Genomic DNA, 17030 nt, shown 5'->3' on the forward strand with positions numbered 1-17030 from the left:
TTTTTGGAGGAAGTTGTTATAAAAGGTGCAAGAAAATCCCCACAGCAGGGTAATAAACATCGTTTGAACGAAGAGATAACTGGTCACGAAGTTCGTTTATCAGACTCGGAAGGCAAACCCGTAGGTGTAGTTTCGCTTGAAGAAGCTAAGAATTTAGCTTTTGATCAAAATTTGGATCTCGTAGAGATCAGTCCAAATGCGGAGCCACCTGTTTGTCGTATCATGAATTATGGCAAATTTCTCTATGAGAAAAGCAAATCCGCTAAAGAACAGCGGAAAAAACAAGTTCAAGTCCAGCTGAAGGAAATAAAATTCCGTCCTGGAACTGATGAAGGCGATTATCAGGTAAAACTACGCAACCTGACTCGCTTTTTAACTGAGGGCAACAAGGCTAAAGTAACACTACGTTATCGTGGTCGTGAAATGGCGCACCAGTCACTTGGATTAAATCTACTAAACCGTATTAAAGCGGACTTAGCAGAGATATCTAATGTCGAATCTTTCCCGAAAATGGAAGGTCGTCAAATGGTGATGGTACTTGGCCCTAAACGTGCTAGCTAAGGCAACAAGTAGTGGTTCGCCACTCGCCTTACTGGTTAATATTAACTTAGAACAATGCGGAGTTCGCAATGCCTAAAATGAAAACTAACAAAGGTGCTGCAAAGCGCTTTAAAAAGACTGCTTCTGGTGGTTTTAAGCGTAAGCAATCACACTTACGTCATATCCTTACTAAGAAATCTACTAAGCGTAAGCGTCATTTACGCTCTAAGAGCATGGTCTCTAAAGTAGATGTTGCAAGTGTAATCAGAATGTTACCATTCGCTTAAGTAAGTAAGGAATAATAAAATGCCAAGAGTTAAACGTGGTGTACAAGCTCGTGCACGTCATAAGAAAGTCTTAAAACAAGCTAAAGGTTATTACGGTGCTCGTTCACGTGTATATCGTGTAGCAGTACAAGCAGTAACTAAAGCTGGTCAATACGCTTACCGTGACCGTCGTCAACGTAAACGTGTTTTCCGTCAACTATGGATCGCACGTATTAATGCTGCGTCTCGTATTAGTGGATTGTCTTACAGCCGTTTCATCAATGGTCTTAAAAAGGCTTCTGTTGAGATCGATCGTAAGATCCTTGCTGATATCGCTGTATTTGATAAAGCAACATTCGCACATTTAGTTGAAGTTGCTAAAAAAGCGCTTGCTTAAGTTTTTATAACTTAGCAGATCTTAAAAAGAGACATTATGTCTCTTTTTTTTTGTCTAAAAAGAGGGGGGATCTCTATCTGCCTTTTTTATTTCTTATAATAAATTATATTCTCAGCTTAATATCTCGTTTTAATTTCCCTCATTTTATATACCCCTTTTTATGCACCTTCAAACTCTATTTTCTTTGCTTATAGCAAAGGAACTAAAAAGGTTACCCGTCTTGCTGGTTGAAATTATCCCACCCTGCGTTGTGAGTTTTGAAGTGAGAACAACACTCTCCTACAACTCACGCCTTGCTAGTGTTAATTTTTCCTGCGCAATACATGAAAACTAAATTAATTCCTTTGGTATTAGTTACGCTCGAAGAGGTCGCTTAATCTTTTCTTTGCCTATTTAGAGAGCTTGCCGTTGAAATAGAGATCATATTTGGTAGCTCAATCTATGTTGTTAAGCTTTATTGCTGCGCCAGAAGATGTTTTTGTGATAAATAAAGGTGGCGTTGGAACTAATGTAAAAAACAGTGGTCTGCATTGTGTAGCTAACACGATAGGCTTAAAGTCTATGAATAAAAACAATAATAAATCGACAATATCTTATTACAGTGCATCTTATGTAATAGGGAAGTTGCACGCTAAAGTAGTTGCGGTATACTGTTGCGTTTTATGATACGGATGTAAATAATGAAAGTAGCAGACTTTTCTTTTCAATTACCCGAGCAGTTAATTGCGCGCTATCCAACACCTGAGCGTAGTGCAAGTCGATTACTCTCTTTAGAGGGTAATAGTGGACAATTACAACATCTGCATTTTCACAATATATTAGATCTTATTAAAAAAGATGATTTGTTGATTTTTAATGATACGCGCGTGATCCCCGCACGTTTATTTGGTATTAAAGCCGAAACCGGCGGTAAAATAGAGGTGTTAGTGGAGCGTGTTTTAGATGAGAAACGCTTCCTCGCGCATGTGCGTAGTTCGAAATCACCAAAGCCAGGTTGTAAATTGTTGTTAGAAAATAGCATTGATGCCGTCATGGTGAAACGTGAGGGGCCTCTTTTTGAAATTCAGATAGATCATCCAACCTCAGTGCTTGAGGTGTTAGAAAGCATTGGTCATATGCCTTTACCTCCTTATATTGACAGACCCGATGAGGATGCAGATAAAGAGCGTTATCAGACGGTTTATAATAAAAATCCGGGCGCCGTTGCAGCGCCTACCGCAGGCTTACACTTTGATCAAGCGATCTTAGATAAACTACAGGCAAAAGGCATCGATTTTGCTTTTGTTACGTTGCATGTGGGGGCGGGAACCTTTCAGCCTGTAAAAGTAGATAATATTTTAGATCATAAGATGCACAGTGAATTAGCCCAAGTATCACAACAAGTGATTGATAAAATAATAGCAGCTAAAGCACGTGGTGGACGTATTATTGCGGTTGGCACAACGTCTGTACGCTCTATCGAAAGTGCGGCGAAAGCAAGTATTGGCCAAGGTCTCGCATTAGCGCCTTACTGCGCAGAGACAGATATATTTATTTACCCCGGTTATAAATTTCAACTAATAGATGCCATGTTGACGAATTTCCATTTATCCGAATCAACCTTATTGATGTTGGTAAGCGCCTTTGCGGGCAAAGACAATATTGATAACGCATATCAACAGGCAATTAAAGAAGAATATCGATTTTTTAGTTATGGCGATGCAATGTTCATTACTAAAAAAGATTAAGCAATGCATTTAATGTGAGTGTTTTTGTGATTGTTTTTTTTTGTGCATATGCGCATTGAAAACAACAAAAGAAACACTTAAAAAGTGCATAGAAGTACACAATAGGTCGGACTGTTTTTCTGACGAGGAATAAAATAAAAATGAAAATGAAGTATGAATTATTAGGCACTGATGGTGGCGCACGTCGTGGTCGTTTGACTTTTGAACGAGGCAGTGTTGAAACTCCCGCATTTATGCCGGTTGGTACTTACGGTACGGTAAAAGCGATGACCCCGGAAGAGGTGCATGCAACAGGCGCTGAAATTTTACTCGGTAACACCTTTCACTTATGGTTGCGCCCGGGCCAAAAAGTTATCAAAGCACACGGTGATTTACATGACTTTATGCAATGGAAAGGGCCTATCTTAACAGATTCAGGTGGTTTTCAAGTATTTAGCTTAGGCAAAATGCGTAAAATTCAAGAAGAAGGTGTGTATTTCCGTAGTCCTGTTAATGGCGATAAAGTCTTTTTATCTCCAGAAGTGTCTATGGATATTCAACATGATCTTGGATCAGATATCGTGATGATTTTTGACGAGTGTACTGCGTATCCGGCAACTGAAACTGAAGCAGATGAGTCGATGCAATTATCATTGCGTTGGGCAAAACGTAGTCGTCAGCGCTTTAATGAATTAGAAAATCCTAATGCATTATTTGGTATTATTCAAGGTGGTTGTTATGAGCATCTTCGTGATGTTTCACTAGCGGGTCTTGAAGAAATAGGCTTTGATGGTTACGCTGTCGGTGGACTTGCTGTTGGGGAGCCCAAAGAAGATATGCACCGAATTTTAGAGCATATTACGCCACAGATACCGACGGATAAACCGCGTTATTTGATGGGCGTTGGTAAACCAGAAGATTTGGTTGAAGGTGTGCGTCGTGGTATTGATATGTTTGATTGTGTTATGCCAACACGTAATGCACGTAATGGACATCTTTTTACAACGGATGGTGTGGTTAAAATTCGCAATGCAAAACATCGTGAAGATACCAGTACACTAGACAGTGATTGTGATTGTTACACGTGTCTAAATTATTCCCGCTCTTATTTGTATCATCTTGATAAATGTGGTGAAATATTAGGTGCACGTCTAAACACTATTCATAATTTACGTTATTATCAACGCTTAATGAAAGGTTTGCGTGATGCCATCACAGAAGGTACATTAGAGTCCTTCGTTGATGAGTTTTATAAACGTATCGGTAAAGAAAAAGTGCCACTTCTTGATGCTGAACTCAAAAACTCATAAAGAGTGTCGAGTTCAACAGAAAAATGCATATGATCAACAGTTTTATTAATTTTTAATTTTACAAAAGGATAAAAAATGAGTTTATTTATTTCTCAAGCACAAGCAGCAACGGAAGGGCCCGCTACACAGAGCAGTTTTTCTTTTATTTTCATGATGGTGATTTTTGCAGCCATTTTTTACTTTATGATTTATCGTCCACAAGCTAAACGTACTAAGCAACATAAAAGCTTAATGGAAAGTTTGAGTAAAGGAGATGAAGTATTAACACAAGGCGGTTTAATTGGTCGTGTGACTAAAGTAAATGTTGAAAGTGGCTACCTTCAATTAGAACTAAACGAAAACAATGTTATTTCTATTAAAAGAGATTTCATCAGTGCTGTTTTACCAAAAGGCACGCTTAAATCTATTTAAGCGTCGATGGCGAAGTTGAAAGACTTCGTCTTTATTTTCCTTTGAGCCATTATTAAAGGACGTTATTGTGTTAAATAAATTCCCTATGTGGAAATATATACTTCTCTGTTTTGTTATCGTCGTCAGTTTTCTCTATGCGGCGCCTAACCTTTATGGTGAAGATCCTGCGGTTCAAGTTTCTGCAACCCGCGGTGCAAAAGTTGAAAATCAGACCTTTGAAAGAGTGAATTCGTTATTACAAGAGAACAATATTACAGCCAAAAGCAGTAAACTTGAAAATGGACAAATTTTGATCCGTCTTTCTTCAAGTACCGATCAGCTAATGGCACGTGATATCATTAAAAATGAACTTAAACATGGTTTCATTACGGCTTTAAATTTAGCCCCTGCAACCCCTGCTTGGTTATCTGCTATTGGCGCTACTCCCCTTAAATTGGGCTTAGATTTACGTGGTGGCGTACACTTCTTAATGGAAGTAGATATGGACGAAGCGGTTAATAAATCACAAGTACAAATGGTACAAGATTTACGATCTGAGCTTCGTGAGCAAAAAATTCGTTTTCGTGGGATCCGTGAAGCAAAAAATACAAGTGCCGTTATCATACGCTTTGTTAATGAAGAGATGCTTGATCAAGCAATACAACATTTAAAGCCTATTAATCCAGGTTACGCGTTTACCGATGAACAAGTAAAAAATGAATTTGTATTGAAAATCGAGATGACAGATGAAAAGTTACGCGCTATAAAAGAAGATGCGTTACAACAAAATCTAGGTATCTTACGTAATCGTGTTAATGAACTGGGTGTTGCCGAGCCATTAGTGCAACGTCAAGGTAGTGACCGCATTGTGGTTGAATTACCGGGTATTCAAGATACTGCGCGTGCCAAAGAGATTTTAGGGGCAACAGCCACACTTGAATTCCACGCGGTTGATTCAACTACGGATATAAATGATGCACTTTCTGGACGTTTACCTGCATCATCTATTATTCACAAAACACGCTCAGGACGACCGGTTGTTATCAAGAAAAAGATCATCTTAACCGGTAATCATATCGTCGATGCACAATCAAGTAATGATGAATATGGGCGTCCTCAGGTTAGTATTTCTTTAGACTCCCAAGGTGGCAGTAAGATGTCGCGCTTTACTAAGCATAATATTGGTAAACCGATGGCAACCTTATTCATCGAATACTTGCCAACGGGTAAGAAAAAAGCCAATGGTAAAGTGATTATTGAGAAACGAGAAGAGATTGCGAATGTGGCAACTATCCAAGCTCAACTTGGACGTAGCTTCCGTATCACGGGACTTGATAATGCAGCCGAAGCACATAATTTAGCTTTATTATTACGTGCGGGTGCGTTGATTGCGCCGATTCAAATCGTTGAAGAGCGTACGATTGGGCCGAGCTTAGGCGAGCAAAATATTGGTAATGGCATTAAAGCGATGGCGTATGGCTTATTTGCGGTCTGCCTCTTTATGTTGATTTATTATCGTAAATTCGGCGCTGTAGCCAACTGTGTGTTAATTTTTAATATCGTGATGATCATAGGCTTAATGTCGATGCTACCCGGGGCGACGTTAACCTTGCCTGGTATTGCTGGTATTGTCTTGACGGTAGGGATGGCGGTGGATGCCAATGTGTTGATTTTCGAACGTATTCGTGAAGAATTACTCGAGGGAAAATCAGTGCAAAGAGCAATCCATGAAGGGTATGCTAATGCATTTTCAACCATTGCTGATGCCAACATTACAACCTTTATTACCGCTGTGATCTTATTTGCTGTCGGTACAGGTTCAATCAAAGGTTTTGCTGTGACACTTATGATCGGGATCGCGACATCGATGTTTACATCTATTTTCGGTACTCGTGCGATTGTTAATGCCCTTTGGGGTGGTCGTAATGATATTAAAAAGCTATCAATATAAGCTTAAGGATTAATTATGTTACAGATATTTCAGCCTAAAAATACGATCCACTTTATGCGTTATTCTAAACGCACAACGGTGCTTTCTTTTGTTTTAATGGCAGCTTCAATTTTAACTTTAAGTATTAATTGGTTAAATTGGGGACTTGATTTTACCGGTGGTACTTTGATTGAGGTTGGTTTTGAACAGTCAGTCAATTTACCTGAAGTACGTACTGTATTAGGTGAAGCGCAGTACTCAGGTGCTATTGTGCAATATTTTGGCAGTAGCCATGATATTTTAATACGCTTAGCTTCTGAAGAAGGTGTAAAAGGCTCAGTCATTGGCTCTAAAATTCTGCATGCTTTACAAGGTGCTGACTTTGGTCAAGTAGATATGCGCCGTATTGAGTTTGTTGGCCCTAACGTAGGTGCTGAACTTGCAGAGAACGGAGCTCTGGCAATGATCATTGCCTTACTTTGTATTTTAGCTTATGTCAGTTTGCGTTTTGAATGGCGACTTGCGACGGGCGCGGTATTATCGTTAGTACATGATATTTTGATAACGTTAGGTATCTTCTCTTTCTTCCAGTTAGAGTTTGATCTAACGGTATTGGCTGCATTATTAGCAATCATTGGTTATTCGCTTAATGACACCATTGTAGTTTTCGATAGGATCCGTGAAAACTTCCGCAAGTTAGTGACGGCAAGTTCAGTCGATGTGGTAGATATTTCTATCACACAAACACTGAGTCGAACATTGATCTCGTCATTAACGACGCTATTGGTTTTGATTTCACTCTTCTTAGTTGGTGGTGAATTGATCCATGGATTCGCAACCGCATTACTTATCGGCATTGTGGTGGGTACTTATTCATCTATCTATGTTGCGAGTGCAGTCGCGATTAAATTGGGCACGTCACGTGTACATATGATCCCCGTTGTTGTTGAAAAAGAAGGTGCGGATCAAGATCCTATCATGTAGGCTCGGATCAAATTTTAGATACATTACGGGTTATATACTTAGCCTATAAAAATGAAAGCGCGATACTGCAAAGTATCGCGTTTTTTTATATAAAAAAAAGATGCTATTATATTCACTGTTGTCATCTTTATGAGAGACATTCATATTTTTATGAAAGTTAGCTTAGACTTTACTTTATGTAGGTTATAGTTCACTCTGAGTCTTCTTAAGTTACTTATCTGCCTAGGTTTATCTATGAAAAAAATGCTTTTTATATTTTTTTATCTGACGTCTTTTCTTTTATTAAGTGCTTGCGAGAGCTTACCTTTATCTAAAATTGAAGCGCAACGTGATCGTCAGATGTTTGTTTTTCCGATGGCAAGTGCAGTACAGGTTGCTTATCAAGATGAGGTGAAACTATTACGTTTTAATAAATTACTTAGCTCAGAAAATGAATCTACTAATAAGGAGCGTGCGCTTCTTTTTTATGAGCGTGGTTTGCTGTATGACAAAATGGGTTTAAGTGCACACAGTCGCTATGATTTTACACAAGCTATCAACAGTGATCCAACTTTAGCACCTGCTTATAATTCATTAGGTTTATACTTATTACTTGCACAGTCTTATGATGAGGCTTTTGATGCCTTTGATAGTGCACTTGATCTCTCAAATCAGACGCTATCTTATGGTTATTTAAATCGTGCGATTGCACTCTATGAAGTGCAACGTTATGGCTTAGCAAGTAACGATATTAATACCTTTTATGCGTTAGATAAAAACGATCCTTATCGTATTTTATGGCGTTATATTATTAACAGTGCAACGGATCAAGCAACGGCATTAACTACATTACAACGTACATCATTACAGCCTAAAGACACTAGTTATATCTGGAATATCATTGATGTGTTTGCAAAAAGGAAAACAGAAGGAGAGTTATTACTTAATGTTTTTTCTGGAATAAAAAATAACAAGGCACTTGCCGAGCGTCTCTGTGAAGTTTATTTTTATCTCGCACATTGGCATAAAAGTAATGGAGAGATAGATAAAGCCATCTATTATTTTAAAATGAGTACTGCCACTAATATTCATGAGTTTATTGAATATAAATATGCATTGATTGAACTGGTTACTATTCAAACGCAATTAAAAATACAACGCCGAGAAAATAAATAGCATCCTGGAGCCCTAATTAAAATTTTTAAGAGACATGGCTATCTAGTGTTTTTTATAAGTTAATTATTAAATATCGCTGATTTTGGAAAGGTTACAGAAGATTATTGATAAGAGTCATTAAAGCGAGAAGTTATTGTAGAGGCGTCAAGATAAAGTATCTCTTTATTATCTTAACGCCTTGGTAATTATTGCGTAAATATCCAATAATCACTTTGTAGGCCAACTTGTTTATGTTGTTGGCGTTTATTAGGTGGTAATACGATAGAAATACCCAATCTTTGTTTTGTCGCATCTTTTTCTAAGAAGAATTTTTTTATCTGCAAATCATCTTTTTTATCTGTTGTTATTAATTGTACTTTAATATTTTTTGTTTGTAATTGATCCGGTTGTAACTCTTCTAAGCCTAATGTAGGGATAACAATAGGGTGATTGCTTTTGTTCACTAGAGAATAAATGGTATGTCTCAACGTCGTCGGTTCATTAAATTGTGTCACTGTATCGATAAAATACTGGCTTCGTTGGATAGCACTTGTACTTATATTTAGGCCATTGAAGAATTCATAATCTTTAATCGAAGGCATATCTGAATTCGATAATTCATCGGGGGTCGTGATCATATCTAACTCAGTTGAGCCAAGGCGAGTGTTATGTATAAATGTTGCAGCGCTTAATATTCCAGAATATTGAGAATAGTAATTACCATTTTTTAATTCATTGGGGGATATTTGAATGTCTTGAGACAATGCTGCAACAGAAAGGCTATCCCATGGATAACTGTATTGACCATGTTTAATTGTAATCGTTATTGGCGTAGTGATCTGATTGATGGAATATGGAAACAAAGTATTATTAGCAGATTCTACGGGTGAGCTTGTTGATTTTTCTACAAATAGATAATCACTTAAGATATCTGTATTATAGGCGCGAATTAAGATGGCCTCATTAACATAGTGAGTTACTTCTTGTTTAGGACTTATTTGTTTTATGATAGATGCGCTTTGTGAATTGAAACTATAGCTATTAACGGCTATCTCTTTCGGTATAAAACTGAGATGTTTCGTTTTTATTTCTTGCTTATTAGCCGTTTCAGTATAACAAGTTGGACTGCCAGAATTACGCCCTATTTCAATAAGTAAATCACTGACGAGCGCCTTTTGAATTGAAAGAACCTTATAATAAGGATCACTATTACTTGGTGAGTCTATGATAGATAAATAACCATTATTCGGGATGATTGCCTTATCAAAAGATAGCCTTCCTTTTTTTGTTACCTTTAAGTTTTGTTGAAAGATACCTTGTGCATCATAAATATTAACGCGAACATCGTAGGCTATATTTGCATATAAGTATTGTGTATTGTTTGGATCCTTAAATTCTTCCTGCAAAAAATTTGTACAGCTACTTTTCTTGTATTTACTAATATTTTGAAAATTAATAAATGATAAAGTGGTCAGTTTTTTAACTGCAGTCGTATTATTATCATTGTCACTATCGGCCCCACAGCCAAAGAGTGCAGTACTTATAAAAAGGGAAAGTACGGAGTGTTTTAAAAGATGCATGCAAGTTCCTTATTGACTAATATCTTTATAAATCAAAACTTAGTTTAACAAAAACAGATCTGCTCATATATAAAAATATAATTTAAGAGTGAATAATATGAAGACAATAAGGTTTATATGATTTTAAAAGATAAAACATCAATTAAAATGTGGTTTTATTGATATTTAGTTGTGCATATCGATAGTTATTGAGTGTTTTTATTAAGTAAGTTGTATTCTTAATGTATAATGCTTTTATGCGCTAATAGTGTAGTTCTGGTGTAGTCCGTTAATAAAATTGTATTATTTACCAAATTTACATTATGCGTAAAATAAAAATATAGAGTATGTTTATAGCTCTGACTATTTATCTCGATTAAGGTTATAAAATGTTAAATAATAAGACGGTTTTGATCACGGGCGGAACGGGATCTTTTGGTCAACGTTTTATCGCCACCATTTTAACGCGCTATAAAGATGTTAAAAAAATCATTATTTATTCACGTGATGAATTAAAACAATCGCTTATTCAGAAAAACTATCCCCGTGCACAATATCCTCAATTACGTTTTTTTATTGGCGATGTTCGCGATCGTGATCGTCTTGTTCAAGCATGTGAAGGGGTGGATGTGATCATTCACGCAGCTGCCATGAAACAAGTTGATACGGCAGAATATAATCCGAGTGAATGCATTCGCACCAATGTGGACGGTGCTGAAAATGTCATTTATGCCGCATTGCATTGTCACGTTAAAGATGTCATTGCGCTTTCTACCGATAAAGCTTGTGCGCCGATCAGTTTATATGGCGCGACCAAATTAACCTCAGATAAATTATTTGCGGCCGCTAATAATATTCGTGGCACCAAAGATATTCGTTTTAGTATTGTTCGTTATGGCAATGTAATGGGCTCTAGAGGCTCTGTGATCCCGTTTTTTATTGAGCAACGTGAGACAGGGATCCTGCCTATTACTCATAAAGATATGACGCGTTTTAATATTTCTTTGCAAGCAGGAGTCGATCTGGTGATGTTTGCTATCAAACATCATTTAGGTGGAGAAATTTTTGTACCTAAAATATCCTCGTATAAAATATTGGATATGGCGGCTGCCATTGCACCTGAATGTGATATCAAAATCGTAGGTATTCGCCCTGGTGAAAAATTACATGAAGAGATGATCACCGCATCTGATTCAATTCAGACCATTGATATCGGTGAGTATTATGCCATTTTACCCTCAGTTTCTTATATGTACTCGACGGATGATTATATAGAGCATCACCATGCGACTCGGGTGGCATTAGGTTTCTCTTATAACTCGGAAGAAAATAGCCAATATGAGACAATTACGTCATTACGAGAGTTAATTGTGCAACATGTTGATGCGGATTTTCAAGTGTTATGAGCATCCCCTATGGAAAACAAGATATCAACGACGAAGATATTGCCGCGGTCATTGCCGTATTGCAATCTGATTTTCTGACGCAAGGCCCACAGGTCCCTCTTTTTGAAGGCGCAATCAAAGAAGCCGTCAATGCGCAATATGCGATAGCAGTAAACTCGGCAACATCTGCTTTGCATATTGCATGTTTAGCCTTGGGGGTTGGTAAAGGGGATCTTGTGTGGACGACTCCAATCAGTTTTGTTGCCTCTGCTAATTGCGCATTATATTGCGGTGCAAGTGTTGATTTTGTTGATATTGATGCCAATACCTATAATTTAAGTGCACAACATTTACAGCAAAAACTAGAATATGCGCGGGTGCATGGATTAGCCTTACCGAAAGTTGTGATCCCTGTGCATTTGTCGGGTCAATCTTGCGCTATGCAAAAAATTCATCATTTAGGCCAAGAATATGGATTTTCTATTATTGAAGATGCCTCGCATGCAATCGGGGGGCATTATCAAGGAAATAATATAGGTGCTTGTCAGTTCTCTGATATCACTATTTTTAGTTTTCATCCAGTAAAAATAATTACTACGGCAGAGGGGGGCGTCGCGACAACCAATAACGCGTCATTAGCCCAAAAAATGACGTTATTACGTAGCCATGGTATCACCCGCGATCCAAGCCTGATGAATCATTCAAGTGAGGATAATTGCTACTACGAGCAAATCTGTTTGGGTTTTAATTATCGTATGACCGAAATGCAGGCCGCCTTAGGGGTGAGTCAGATGCACCGTTTACAATCCTTTGTTAGTGAGAGAAATAGGTTAGCGATACGCTACGATCGCTTATTAGAGGCTCTACCGGTGCAACTTCCACAGCAAATGGCAGAGACGTATTCAAGTCGGCACTTATATATTATTCGTTTACGCTTAGATAAAATCAGTTTAACAGCCAAAGCGGTTTTTTTATTATTAAGAGAAAAAGGCATCGGCGTAAATTTACATTATTTCCCCATTCATATGCAGCCTTATTACCAAAAGCTAGGTTTTATCACCGGGAAACTGCCTGAAGCTGAATTGTATTATAAAAATGCACTTAGCTTACCTTTATTTCATAAGATGACACTTGCTGAGCAAGATAAAGTGATCGAAGTGTTATCTGAGGTATTGCTCTCATGATGCGCGTCGCAATTATACCTGCACGTGGGGGCAGTAAAAGAATTCCGAGAAAAAACATTAAAATGTTTCATGGTAAACCGATCATCGCGTATTCCATTGAAGCTGCTCTTAAAGCAAATTGCTTTGAACGTGTAATTGTGTCAACGGATGATAAAGAGGTCGCGCAGATTGCACTCGCTTATGGTGCTGAGGTGCCTTTTATGAGGCCTGCAGAGATTGCAGATGATCATGCGACGACGATGGATGTTTTACAACATGCTATAAAATCATTACAAGATCAAGGTAGCACTCCGACGCATATTTGTTGTATTTACGCTACCGCACCTTTTATTTCAAGTGTAAATCTTGAGCGTGCATTTACATTGCTCAAACAAAAGCAATGTAATTATGTCTATAGTGCGACGCCGTTTTGTTTTCCGATCCAACGGGCAATTAGGATAAATTCAGAGGGTGAAAGTAGCATGTTTAACCCTGAAAATGCGAACACACGCTCCCAAGATTTAGAGCCAGCATATCATGATGCGGGGCAATTTTATTGGGGCCTTTTCGATGCTTTTATACAGGCAAAAAATATATTTTCCGATCATGCTTTTATCTTTAAACTCGCCCCTGAAGAAGTACAAGATATTGATACGTTTGCTGACTGGTCATATGCTGAGATCTTGTATGAAATATTAAATAGGCCTAAATAGTGCAAGTGGTATTTCGCGTTGATGCGAGCCATATAATAGGTAGTGGTCATGTGATGCGATGCATTACGCTGGCGATAAAACTAAGGCAACGATCACCTGTTCAGTGTTTATTTATTTGCCGCGATCATGAGGGGAATATGGCCTCATATATTGAGGCGCAAGGCTTTAATGTTGCTTTATTAGAAAATAATCCGAACGTAAAAAATAATCCTCTTTATTTATCATGGCTTGCAAGTACGCAGGCTGAGGATGCTATGCAAACATTAGCAACGTTAAAAAAACATAATATAAAAAAAATGACGCTGTTAGTGGTAGATCATTATTCATTAGATAGTGTTTGGGAAAGCCAATTTCAAGGGTGTAGCAAACAACTTTTAGTGATCGATGATCTCGCTGACAGGCAACACCAATGCGATATGCTTTTAGATCAAAATATAGTGCCATCATACCTTACGCGTTATCAGCCCTTATTACCCAAACATTGTAAGACATTCCTCGGGCTCAATTACGCCTTATTACGTGAAGACTTTTATCACTACAAAAAAAAAGTAAAAGTGCGGACAGAGCTACAGCGTTTATTTGTTTTTTTTGGTGGTGTAGATAAAGATAATATGACGTTAACATGTTTAAAGGCAATCTCTTCTCAATTACCGTTATTGGACATTGTGCGGGTTATTGTTGGGAGTGCTAACCCTCATAAAAGAGAGATTGAAGATTTTTGTAAAGACTATGAAAATTGTTTTTATGCCGAGCAAGTCTCAAATATGGCTGAGTTGATGCTGAATTCTGATCTGGCAATGGGGGCTGGCGGGACAACCACCGCAGAGCGTATTTTTCTGGGATTACCGTGTTTAGTGTACGCTATTGCAGATAATCAATACTTAATATCAAAGTCTTTAGGCGCGCTGGGTTGGATTGATTTTATGGGTAAGATGCAACGCTTTGAGGCTCATAAACTACAAGATATATTATCTGCATATTTATCGGCTCCCTCCTTAATTGAACGTAAATCAACCCAGCTATTAAGTGCAACGCAAGATCATGTTGAACATTTCATCGCGCAAATACTCAAAGCTGACAACAGCCGTAAGCATTTAATATGATGTGTTTTCCAATGGTTATCAATCAAAACTTAAATTCAAACTTTAATATAAACTTATATCAAAATAATAAGAGCTAGCCTATGCAAACGAAAATAAAAGATAAATTAAATATTCCCGAATTTATTAGCATTGATGGCACAAAGATAGGGGCGCAGTATCCCCCTTATATTATTGCAGAACTATCGGCGAATCATAATGGGGATATTAAGCGCGCGTTTAAAATTTTAGAAATGGCCAAAGAATGTGGTGCCAATGCACTAAAATTACAAACCTATACACCAGACACCATCACCATTGATTGTGCACGTAGTGACTTTTGTATTGAGGATGGATTATGGGCAGGGCGAACGCTCCATGATTTATATAAAGAGGCGCATATGCCGTGGGATTGGCACCAAGCCTTATTTGAGCGCGCCGCACAATTAGGCATTACTATTTTTAGCTCGCCATTTGATTTTAGTGCGGTAGATTTGCTTGAAAAACTTGGCGCGCCAGCTTATAAAATAGCCTCTTTTGAAGCGATAGATTTAGCGTTGATCCGTTATGTGGCTAAAACGGGAAAACCGCTAATAATATCAACGGGCATGGCAGATCAACAAGAGATACAAGAAGCGGTGGATGCTGCGCGCGCCGCTGGCTGCAACGAGCTTATCCTTTTGCATTGTGTGAGTGGATATCCCACACCTGCACGAGATCAAAACTTAAAGACATTAGTAGATATGAGCGCGCGCTATGATGCGTTAATTGGATTATCTGATCATAGTATTGATAATGTTTCAGCTATCACTAGTATCGCTCTAGGTGCTTGTATTATTGAAAAACATGTCACTTTAGATAGAAGTGCAGGCGGCCCGGATGATAGTTTTTCGTTACAAAAAGAGGAGCTAACGGCGCTTTGTAGAGATACTAAAATTGCATGGAGTGCATTGGGCGCAGTAAATTATCAGTGTAAGGATAGTGAAAAGAGCAATAAAATGTTTAGGCGCTCGCTATATGTTGTTAAAGATATCGAAAAAGGGGCTTTATTCACGGCGGATAATGTAAAAAGTATTCGACCCGGTTATGGCATTGGCCCTAAACACATCGATAGTGTGTTAGGTAAAACAGCCAAACTTAAATTATTAAAAGGTACTGCTTTTTCAATGGACTTTATTGCTTAGTTATACCAAAGGAACTAAAAAGGCTACCCGTCTTGCTTGTTGAAATTATCCCTACCTGCGTTGTGAGTTTTGAAGTGAGAACAACTATCTCCTACAACTCTCGCCTTGCTAGTGTTAATTTTTCCTGCGCAATACATGAAAACTTAATTAATTCCTTTGGTATTATTCTCAATAAAGCGTTTTTTGTTCGATAAAAAAGGAGGCCTATTAGCCTCCTTTTTTTATAATGATATTTTTATTGTTCGTCTAAAAAACGCTCTGCATCAAGGGCTGCCATACAACCCGTTCCTGCTGAAGTGATTGCTTGACGGTAGATATGATCGCTTACATCACCGGCTGCAAAAACACCTTTAATATTAGTTTGTGTCGCGTTGCCTGCACTGCCTGTTTGCACTTTTAGGTAACCATGGTTCATGTCGAGTTGGTCAACAAACATATCTGTATTAGGTTTATGGCCAATCGCAATAAAGACGCCCATGACGCTTAGCTCTTCTGTTTTACCTGAAAGGGTATCTTTAAGGCGTAAACCCGTAACACCCATTTCATCACCCAAAACTTCATCAAGAGTGCGATCTGTATGTAAAATGATATTACCGTTAGCGACTTTATCGTTTAGTCTATCAAGTAAAATCTTTTCAGATCTAAAGCCGGTACGGCGGTGAATAAGATGCACTTCAGATGCAATGTTAGATAAATATAATGCTTCTTCAACCGCAGTATTACCCCCTCCAACGACGGCAACTTTTTGACCACGATAGAAAAAACCATCACAAGTAGCACAAGCCGAAACACCTTTACCTTTAAAGGCTTCTTCTGAGTCTAGGCCTAAGTAACGCGCTGATGCGCCCGTTGCAATGATCAATGCATCACAGGTATAGGTTTTGTCACCTTTTAATGTGAAAGGGCGTTCGCTTAATTCGACTTCATGAATATGATCAACAAGGATCTCTGTATCAAAACGTAATGCATGCTCTTTCATGCTATCCATTAAACCAGGGCCCGTCATATCGTGGCTGCCACCAGGCCAATTTTCAACTTCCATGGTGGTCGTTAATTGACCGCCCGGTTGCATGCCGGTAATAATAACAGGTTTAAGATTTGCACGGGCCGCGTAAACAGCTGCCGTATAACCCGCAGGGCCAGATCCTAAAATAATTAGTTTGTGATGTTGAACTTCGCTCATAGGGTTACCTTGAAAAATCATTATTTAAACGTCTATGATAAACCGAGTGCATAGAAATAGCAGTATAAAAAAACGGATATTCCAATGGAATATCCGTTTTATTTGAT

17 protein-coding genes are annotated in these 17030 nt (G+C 38.2%); 15 read left to right on the forward strand and 2 right to left on the reverse strand.

Features of this window, described 5'->3' with window-relative positions; all coding sequences use genetic code 11:
• Window positions 1-3 precede the first annotated feature (3 nt).
• From infC to nlpI, 10 genes are all read left to right on the forward strand, one after another.
• Window positions 4-561 carry a translation initiation factor IF-3 gene (infC, locus tag PCNPT3_RS05365; protein ID WP_156801498.1) on the forward strand — a complete coding sequence of 186 codons (558 nt, stop codon included), beginning with the start codon at window positions 4-6 and terminating at the stop codon, window positions 559-561.
• A 68-nt stretch (window positions 562-629) separates the two neighbouring features.
• On the forward strand, window positions 630-827 hold the full coding sequence (rpmI, locus tag PCNPT3_RS05370) for a 50S ribosomal protein L35 (protein ID WP_015464854.1): 198 nt from the start codon (window positions 630-632) through the stop codon (window positions 825-827).
• Window positions 828-846: 19 nt separating this feature from the next.
• A complete protein-coding gene (rplT, locus tag PCNPT3_RS05375; RefSeq protein WP_015464855.1) occupies window positions 847-1203 on the forward strand; it encodes a 50S ribosomal protein L20 in 357 nt (118 codons plus the stop codon).
• 426 nt (window positions 1204-1629) lie between these two features.
• Entirely contained in the window at window positions 1630-1869 is a 240-nt protein-coding gene (locus PCNPT3_RS05380; RefSeq protein WP_156801499.1) for a hypothetical protein, read from the forward strand.
• Window positions 1870-1883: 14 nt separating this feature from the next.
• On the forward strand, window positions 1884-2930 hold the full coding sequence (gene queA / locus PCNPT3_RS05385; RefSeq protein ID WP_015464857.1) for a tRNA preQ1(34) S-adenosylmethionine ribosyltransferase-isomerase QueA: 1047 nt from the start codon (window positions 1884-1886) through the stop codon (window positions 2928-2930).
• 146 nt (window positions 2931-3076) lie between these two features.
• Complete coding sequence (gene tgt, locus PCNPT3_RS05390) at window positions 3077-4219, forward strand: tRNA guanosine(34) transglycosylase Tgt (RefSeq protein WP_015464858.1); 1143 nt, start codon at window positions 3077-3079, stop codon at window positions 4217-4219.
• A 75-nt stretch (window positions 4220-4294) separates the two neighbouring features.
• Complete coding sequence (gene yajC, locus PCNPT3_RS05395) at window positions 4295-4630, forward strand: preprotein translocase subunit YajC (protein ID WP_015464859.1); 336 nt, start codon at window positions 4295-4297, stop codon at window positions 4628-4630.
• Window positions 4631-4697: 67 nt separating this feature from the next.
• Entirely contained in the window at window positions 4698-6560 is a 1863-nt protein-coding gene (gene secD / locus PCNPT3_RS05400; RefSeq protein WP_015464860.1) for a protein translocase subunit SecD, read from the forward strand.
• Window positions 6561-6575: 15 nt separating this feature from the next.
• On the forward strand, window positions 6576-7523 hold the full coding sequence (gene secF / locus PCNPT3_RS05405; protein WP_015464861.1) for a protein translocase subunit SecF: 948 nt from the start codon (window positions 6576-6578) through the stop codon (window positions 7521-7523).
• Window positions 7524-7757: 234 nt separating this feature from the next.
• Window positions 7758-8678 carry a lipoprotein NlpI gene (gene nlpI / locus PCNPT3_RS05410; protein WP_015464862.1) on the forward strand — a complete coding sequence of 307 codons (921 nt, stop codon included), beginning with the start codon at window positions 7758-7760 and terminating at the stop codon, window positions 8676-8678.
• Between the two features lie 185 nt (window positions 8679-8863).
• Here nlpI and PCNPT3_RS05415 read toward each other — a convergent pair whose 3' ends face one another.
• Window positions 8864-10237, reverse strand: a complete 1374-nt coding sequence (locus PCNPT3_RS05415; protein WP_015464863.1) for a hypothetical protein — start codon at window positions 10235-10237, stop codon at window positions 8864-8866.
• Between the two features lie 368 nt (window positions 10238-10605).
• On the opposite strand from PCNPT3_RS05415, the gene pseB reads away from it, so the two are divergent.
• From pseB to pseI, 5 genes are all read left to right on the forward strand, one after another.
• Window positions 10606-11622 (forward strand): UDP-N-acetylglucosamine 4,6-dehydratase (inverting), encoded by a 1017-nt coding sequence (gene pseB / locus PCNPT3_RS05420; RefSeq protein WP_015464864.1) that lies wholly within the window; start codon window positions 10606-10608, stop codon window positions 11620-11622.
• On the forward strand, window positions 11619-12785 hold the full coding sequence (gene pseC / locus PCNPT3_RS05425; protein WP_015464865.1) for a UDP-4-amino-4,6-dideoxy-N-acetyl-beta-L-altrosamine transaminase: 1167 nt from the start codon (window positions 11619-11621) through the stop codon (window positions 12783-12785). Before pseB ends, pseC begins: the two co-directional genes overlap by 4 nt.
• Entirely contained in the window at window positions 12785-13477 is a 693-nt protein-coding gene (pseF, locus tag PCNPT3_RS05430; RefSeq protein ID WP_041771430.1) for a pseudaminic acid cytidylyltransferase, read from the forward strand. The genes pseC and pseF overlap by 1 nt, the downstream gene beginning before the upstream one ends.
• Window positions 13478-13482: 5 nt before the next feature.
• Window positions 13483-14580, forward strand: a complete 1098-nt coding sequence (gene pseG / locus PCNPT3_RS05435; protein ID WP_269571707.1) for a UDP-2,4-diacetamido-2,4,6-trideoxy-beta-L-altropyranose hydrolase — start codon at window positions 13483-13485, stop codon at window positions 14578-14580.
• 80 nt (window positions 14581-14660) lie between these two features.
• Window positions 14661-15740, forward strand: coding sequence for a pseudaminic acid synthase (gene pseI, locus PCNPT3_RS05440; RefSeq protein WP_015464868.1), 1080 nt, complete (start codon window positions 14661-14663; stop codon window positions 15738-15740).
• Window positions 15741-15975: 235 nt separating this feature from the next.
• Here the strand turns inward: pseI and trxB are convergent, their stop codons facing one another.
• Window positions 15976-16923 carry a thioredoxin-disulfide reductase gene (trxB, locus tag PCNPT3_RS05445; RefSeq protein WP_015464869.1) on the reverse strand — a complete coding sequence of 316 codons (948 nt, stop codon included), beginning with the start codon at window positions 16921-16923 and terminating at the stop codon, window positions 15976-15978.
• Window positions 16924-17030: the final 107 nt, after the last annotated feature.

Source organism: Psychromonas sp. CNPT3 (assembly GCF_000153405.2).
Classification (GTDB): Bacteria; Pseudomonadota; Gammaproteobacteria; order Enterobacterales; family Psychromonadaceae; genus Psychromonas.

What these genes read in the sequence shown, in the direction of transcription:
- rpmI (WP_015464854.1), top strand. Translation starts at nt 630, where the DNA reads ATGCCTAAAATGAAAACTAACAAAGGTGCTGCAAAGCGCTTTAAAAAG.
- rplT (WP_015464855.1), top strand. Translation starts at nt 847, where the DNA reads ATGCCAAGAGTTAAACGTGGTGTACAAGCTCGTGCACGTCATAAGAAA.
- queA (WP_015464857.1), top strand. Translation starts at nt 1,884, where the DNA reads ATGAAAGTAGCAGACTTTTCTTTTCAATTACCCGAGCAGTTAATTGCG.
- tgt (WP_015464858.1), top strand. Translation starts at nt 3,077, where the DNA reads ATGAAGTATGAATTATTAGGCACTGATGGTGGCGCACGTCGTGGTCGT.
- yajC (WP_015464859.1), top strand. Translation starts at nt 4,295, where the DNA reads ATGAGTTTATTTATTTCTCAAGCACAAGCAGCAACGGAAGGGCCCGCT.
- secF (WP_015464861.1), top strand. Translation starts at nt 6,576, where the DNA reads ATGTTACAGATATTTCAGCCTAAAAATACGATCCACTTTATGCGTTAT.
- nlpI (WP_015464862.1), top strand. Translation starts at nt 7,758, where the DNA reads ATGAAAAAAATGCTTTTTATATTTTTTTATCTGACGTCTTTTCTTTTA.
- PCNPT3_RS05415 (WP_015464863.1), bottom strand. Translation starts at nt 10,237, where the DNA reads ATGCATCTTTTAAAACACTCCGTACTTTCCCTTTTTATAAGTACTGCA.
- pseB (WP_015464864.1), top strand. Translation starts at nt 10,606, where the DNA reads ATGTTAAATAATAAGACGGTTTTGATCACGGGCGGAACGGGATCTTTT.
- pseC (WP_015464865.1), top strand. Translation starts at nt 11,619, where the DNA reads ATGAGCATCCCCTATGGAAAACAAGATATCAACGACGAAGATATTGCC.
- pseF (WP_041771430.1), top strand. Translation starts at nt 12,785, where the DNA reads ATGCGCGTCGCAATTATACCTGCACGTGGGGGCAGTAAAAGAATTCCG.
- pseI (WP_015464868.1), top strand. Translation starts at nt 14,661, where the DNA reads ATGCAAACGAAAATAAAAGATAAATTAAATATTCCCGAATTTATTAGC.
- trxB (WP_015464869.1), bottom strand. Translation starts at nt 16,923, where the DNA reads ATGAGCGAAGTTCAACATCACAAACTAATTATTTTAGGATCTGGCCCT.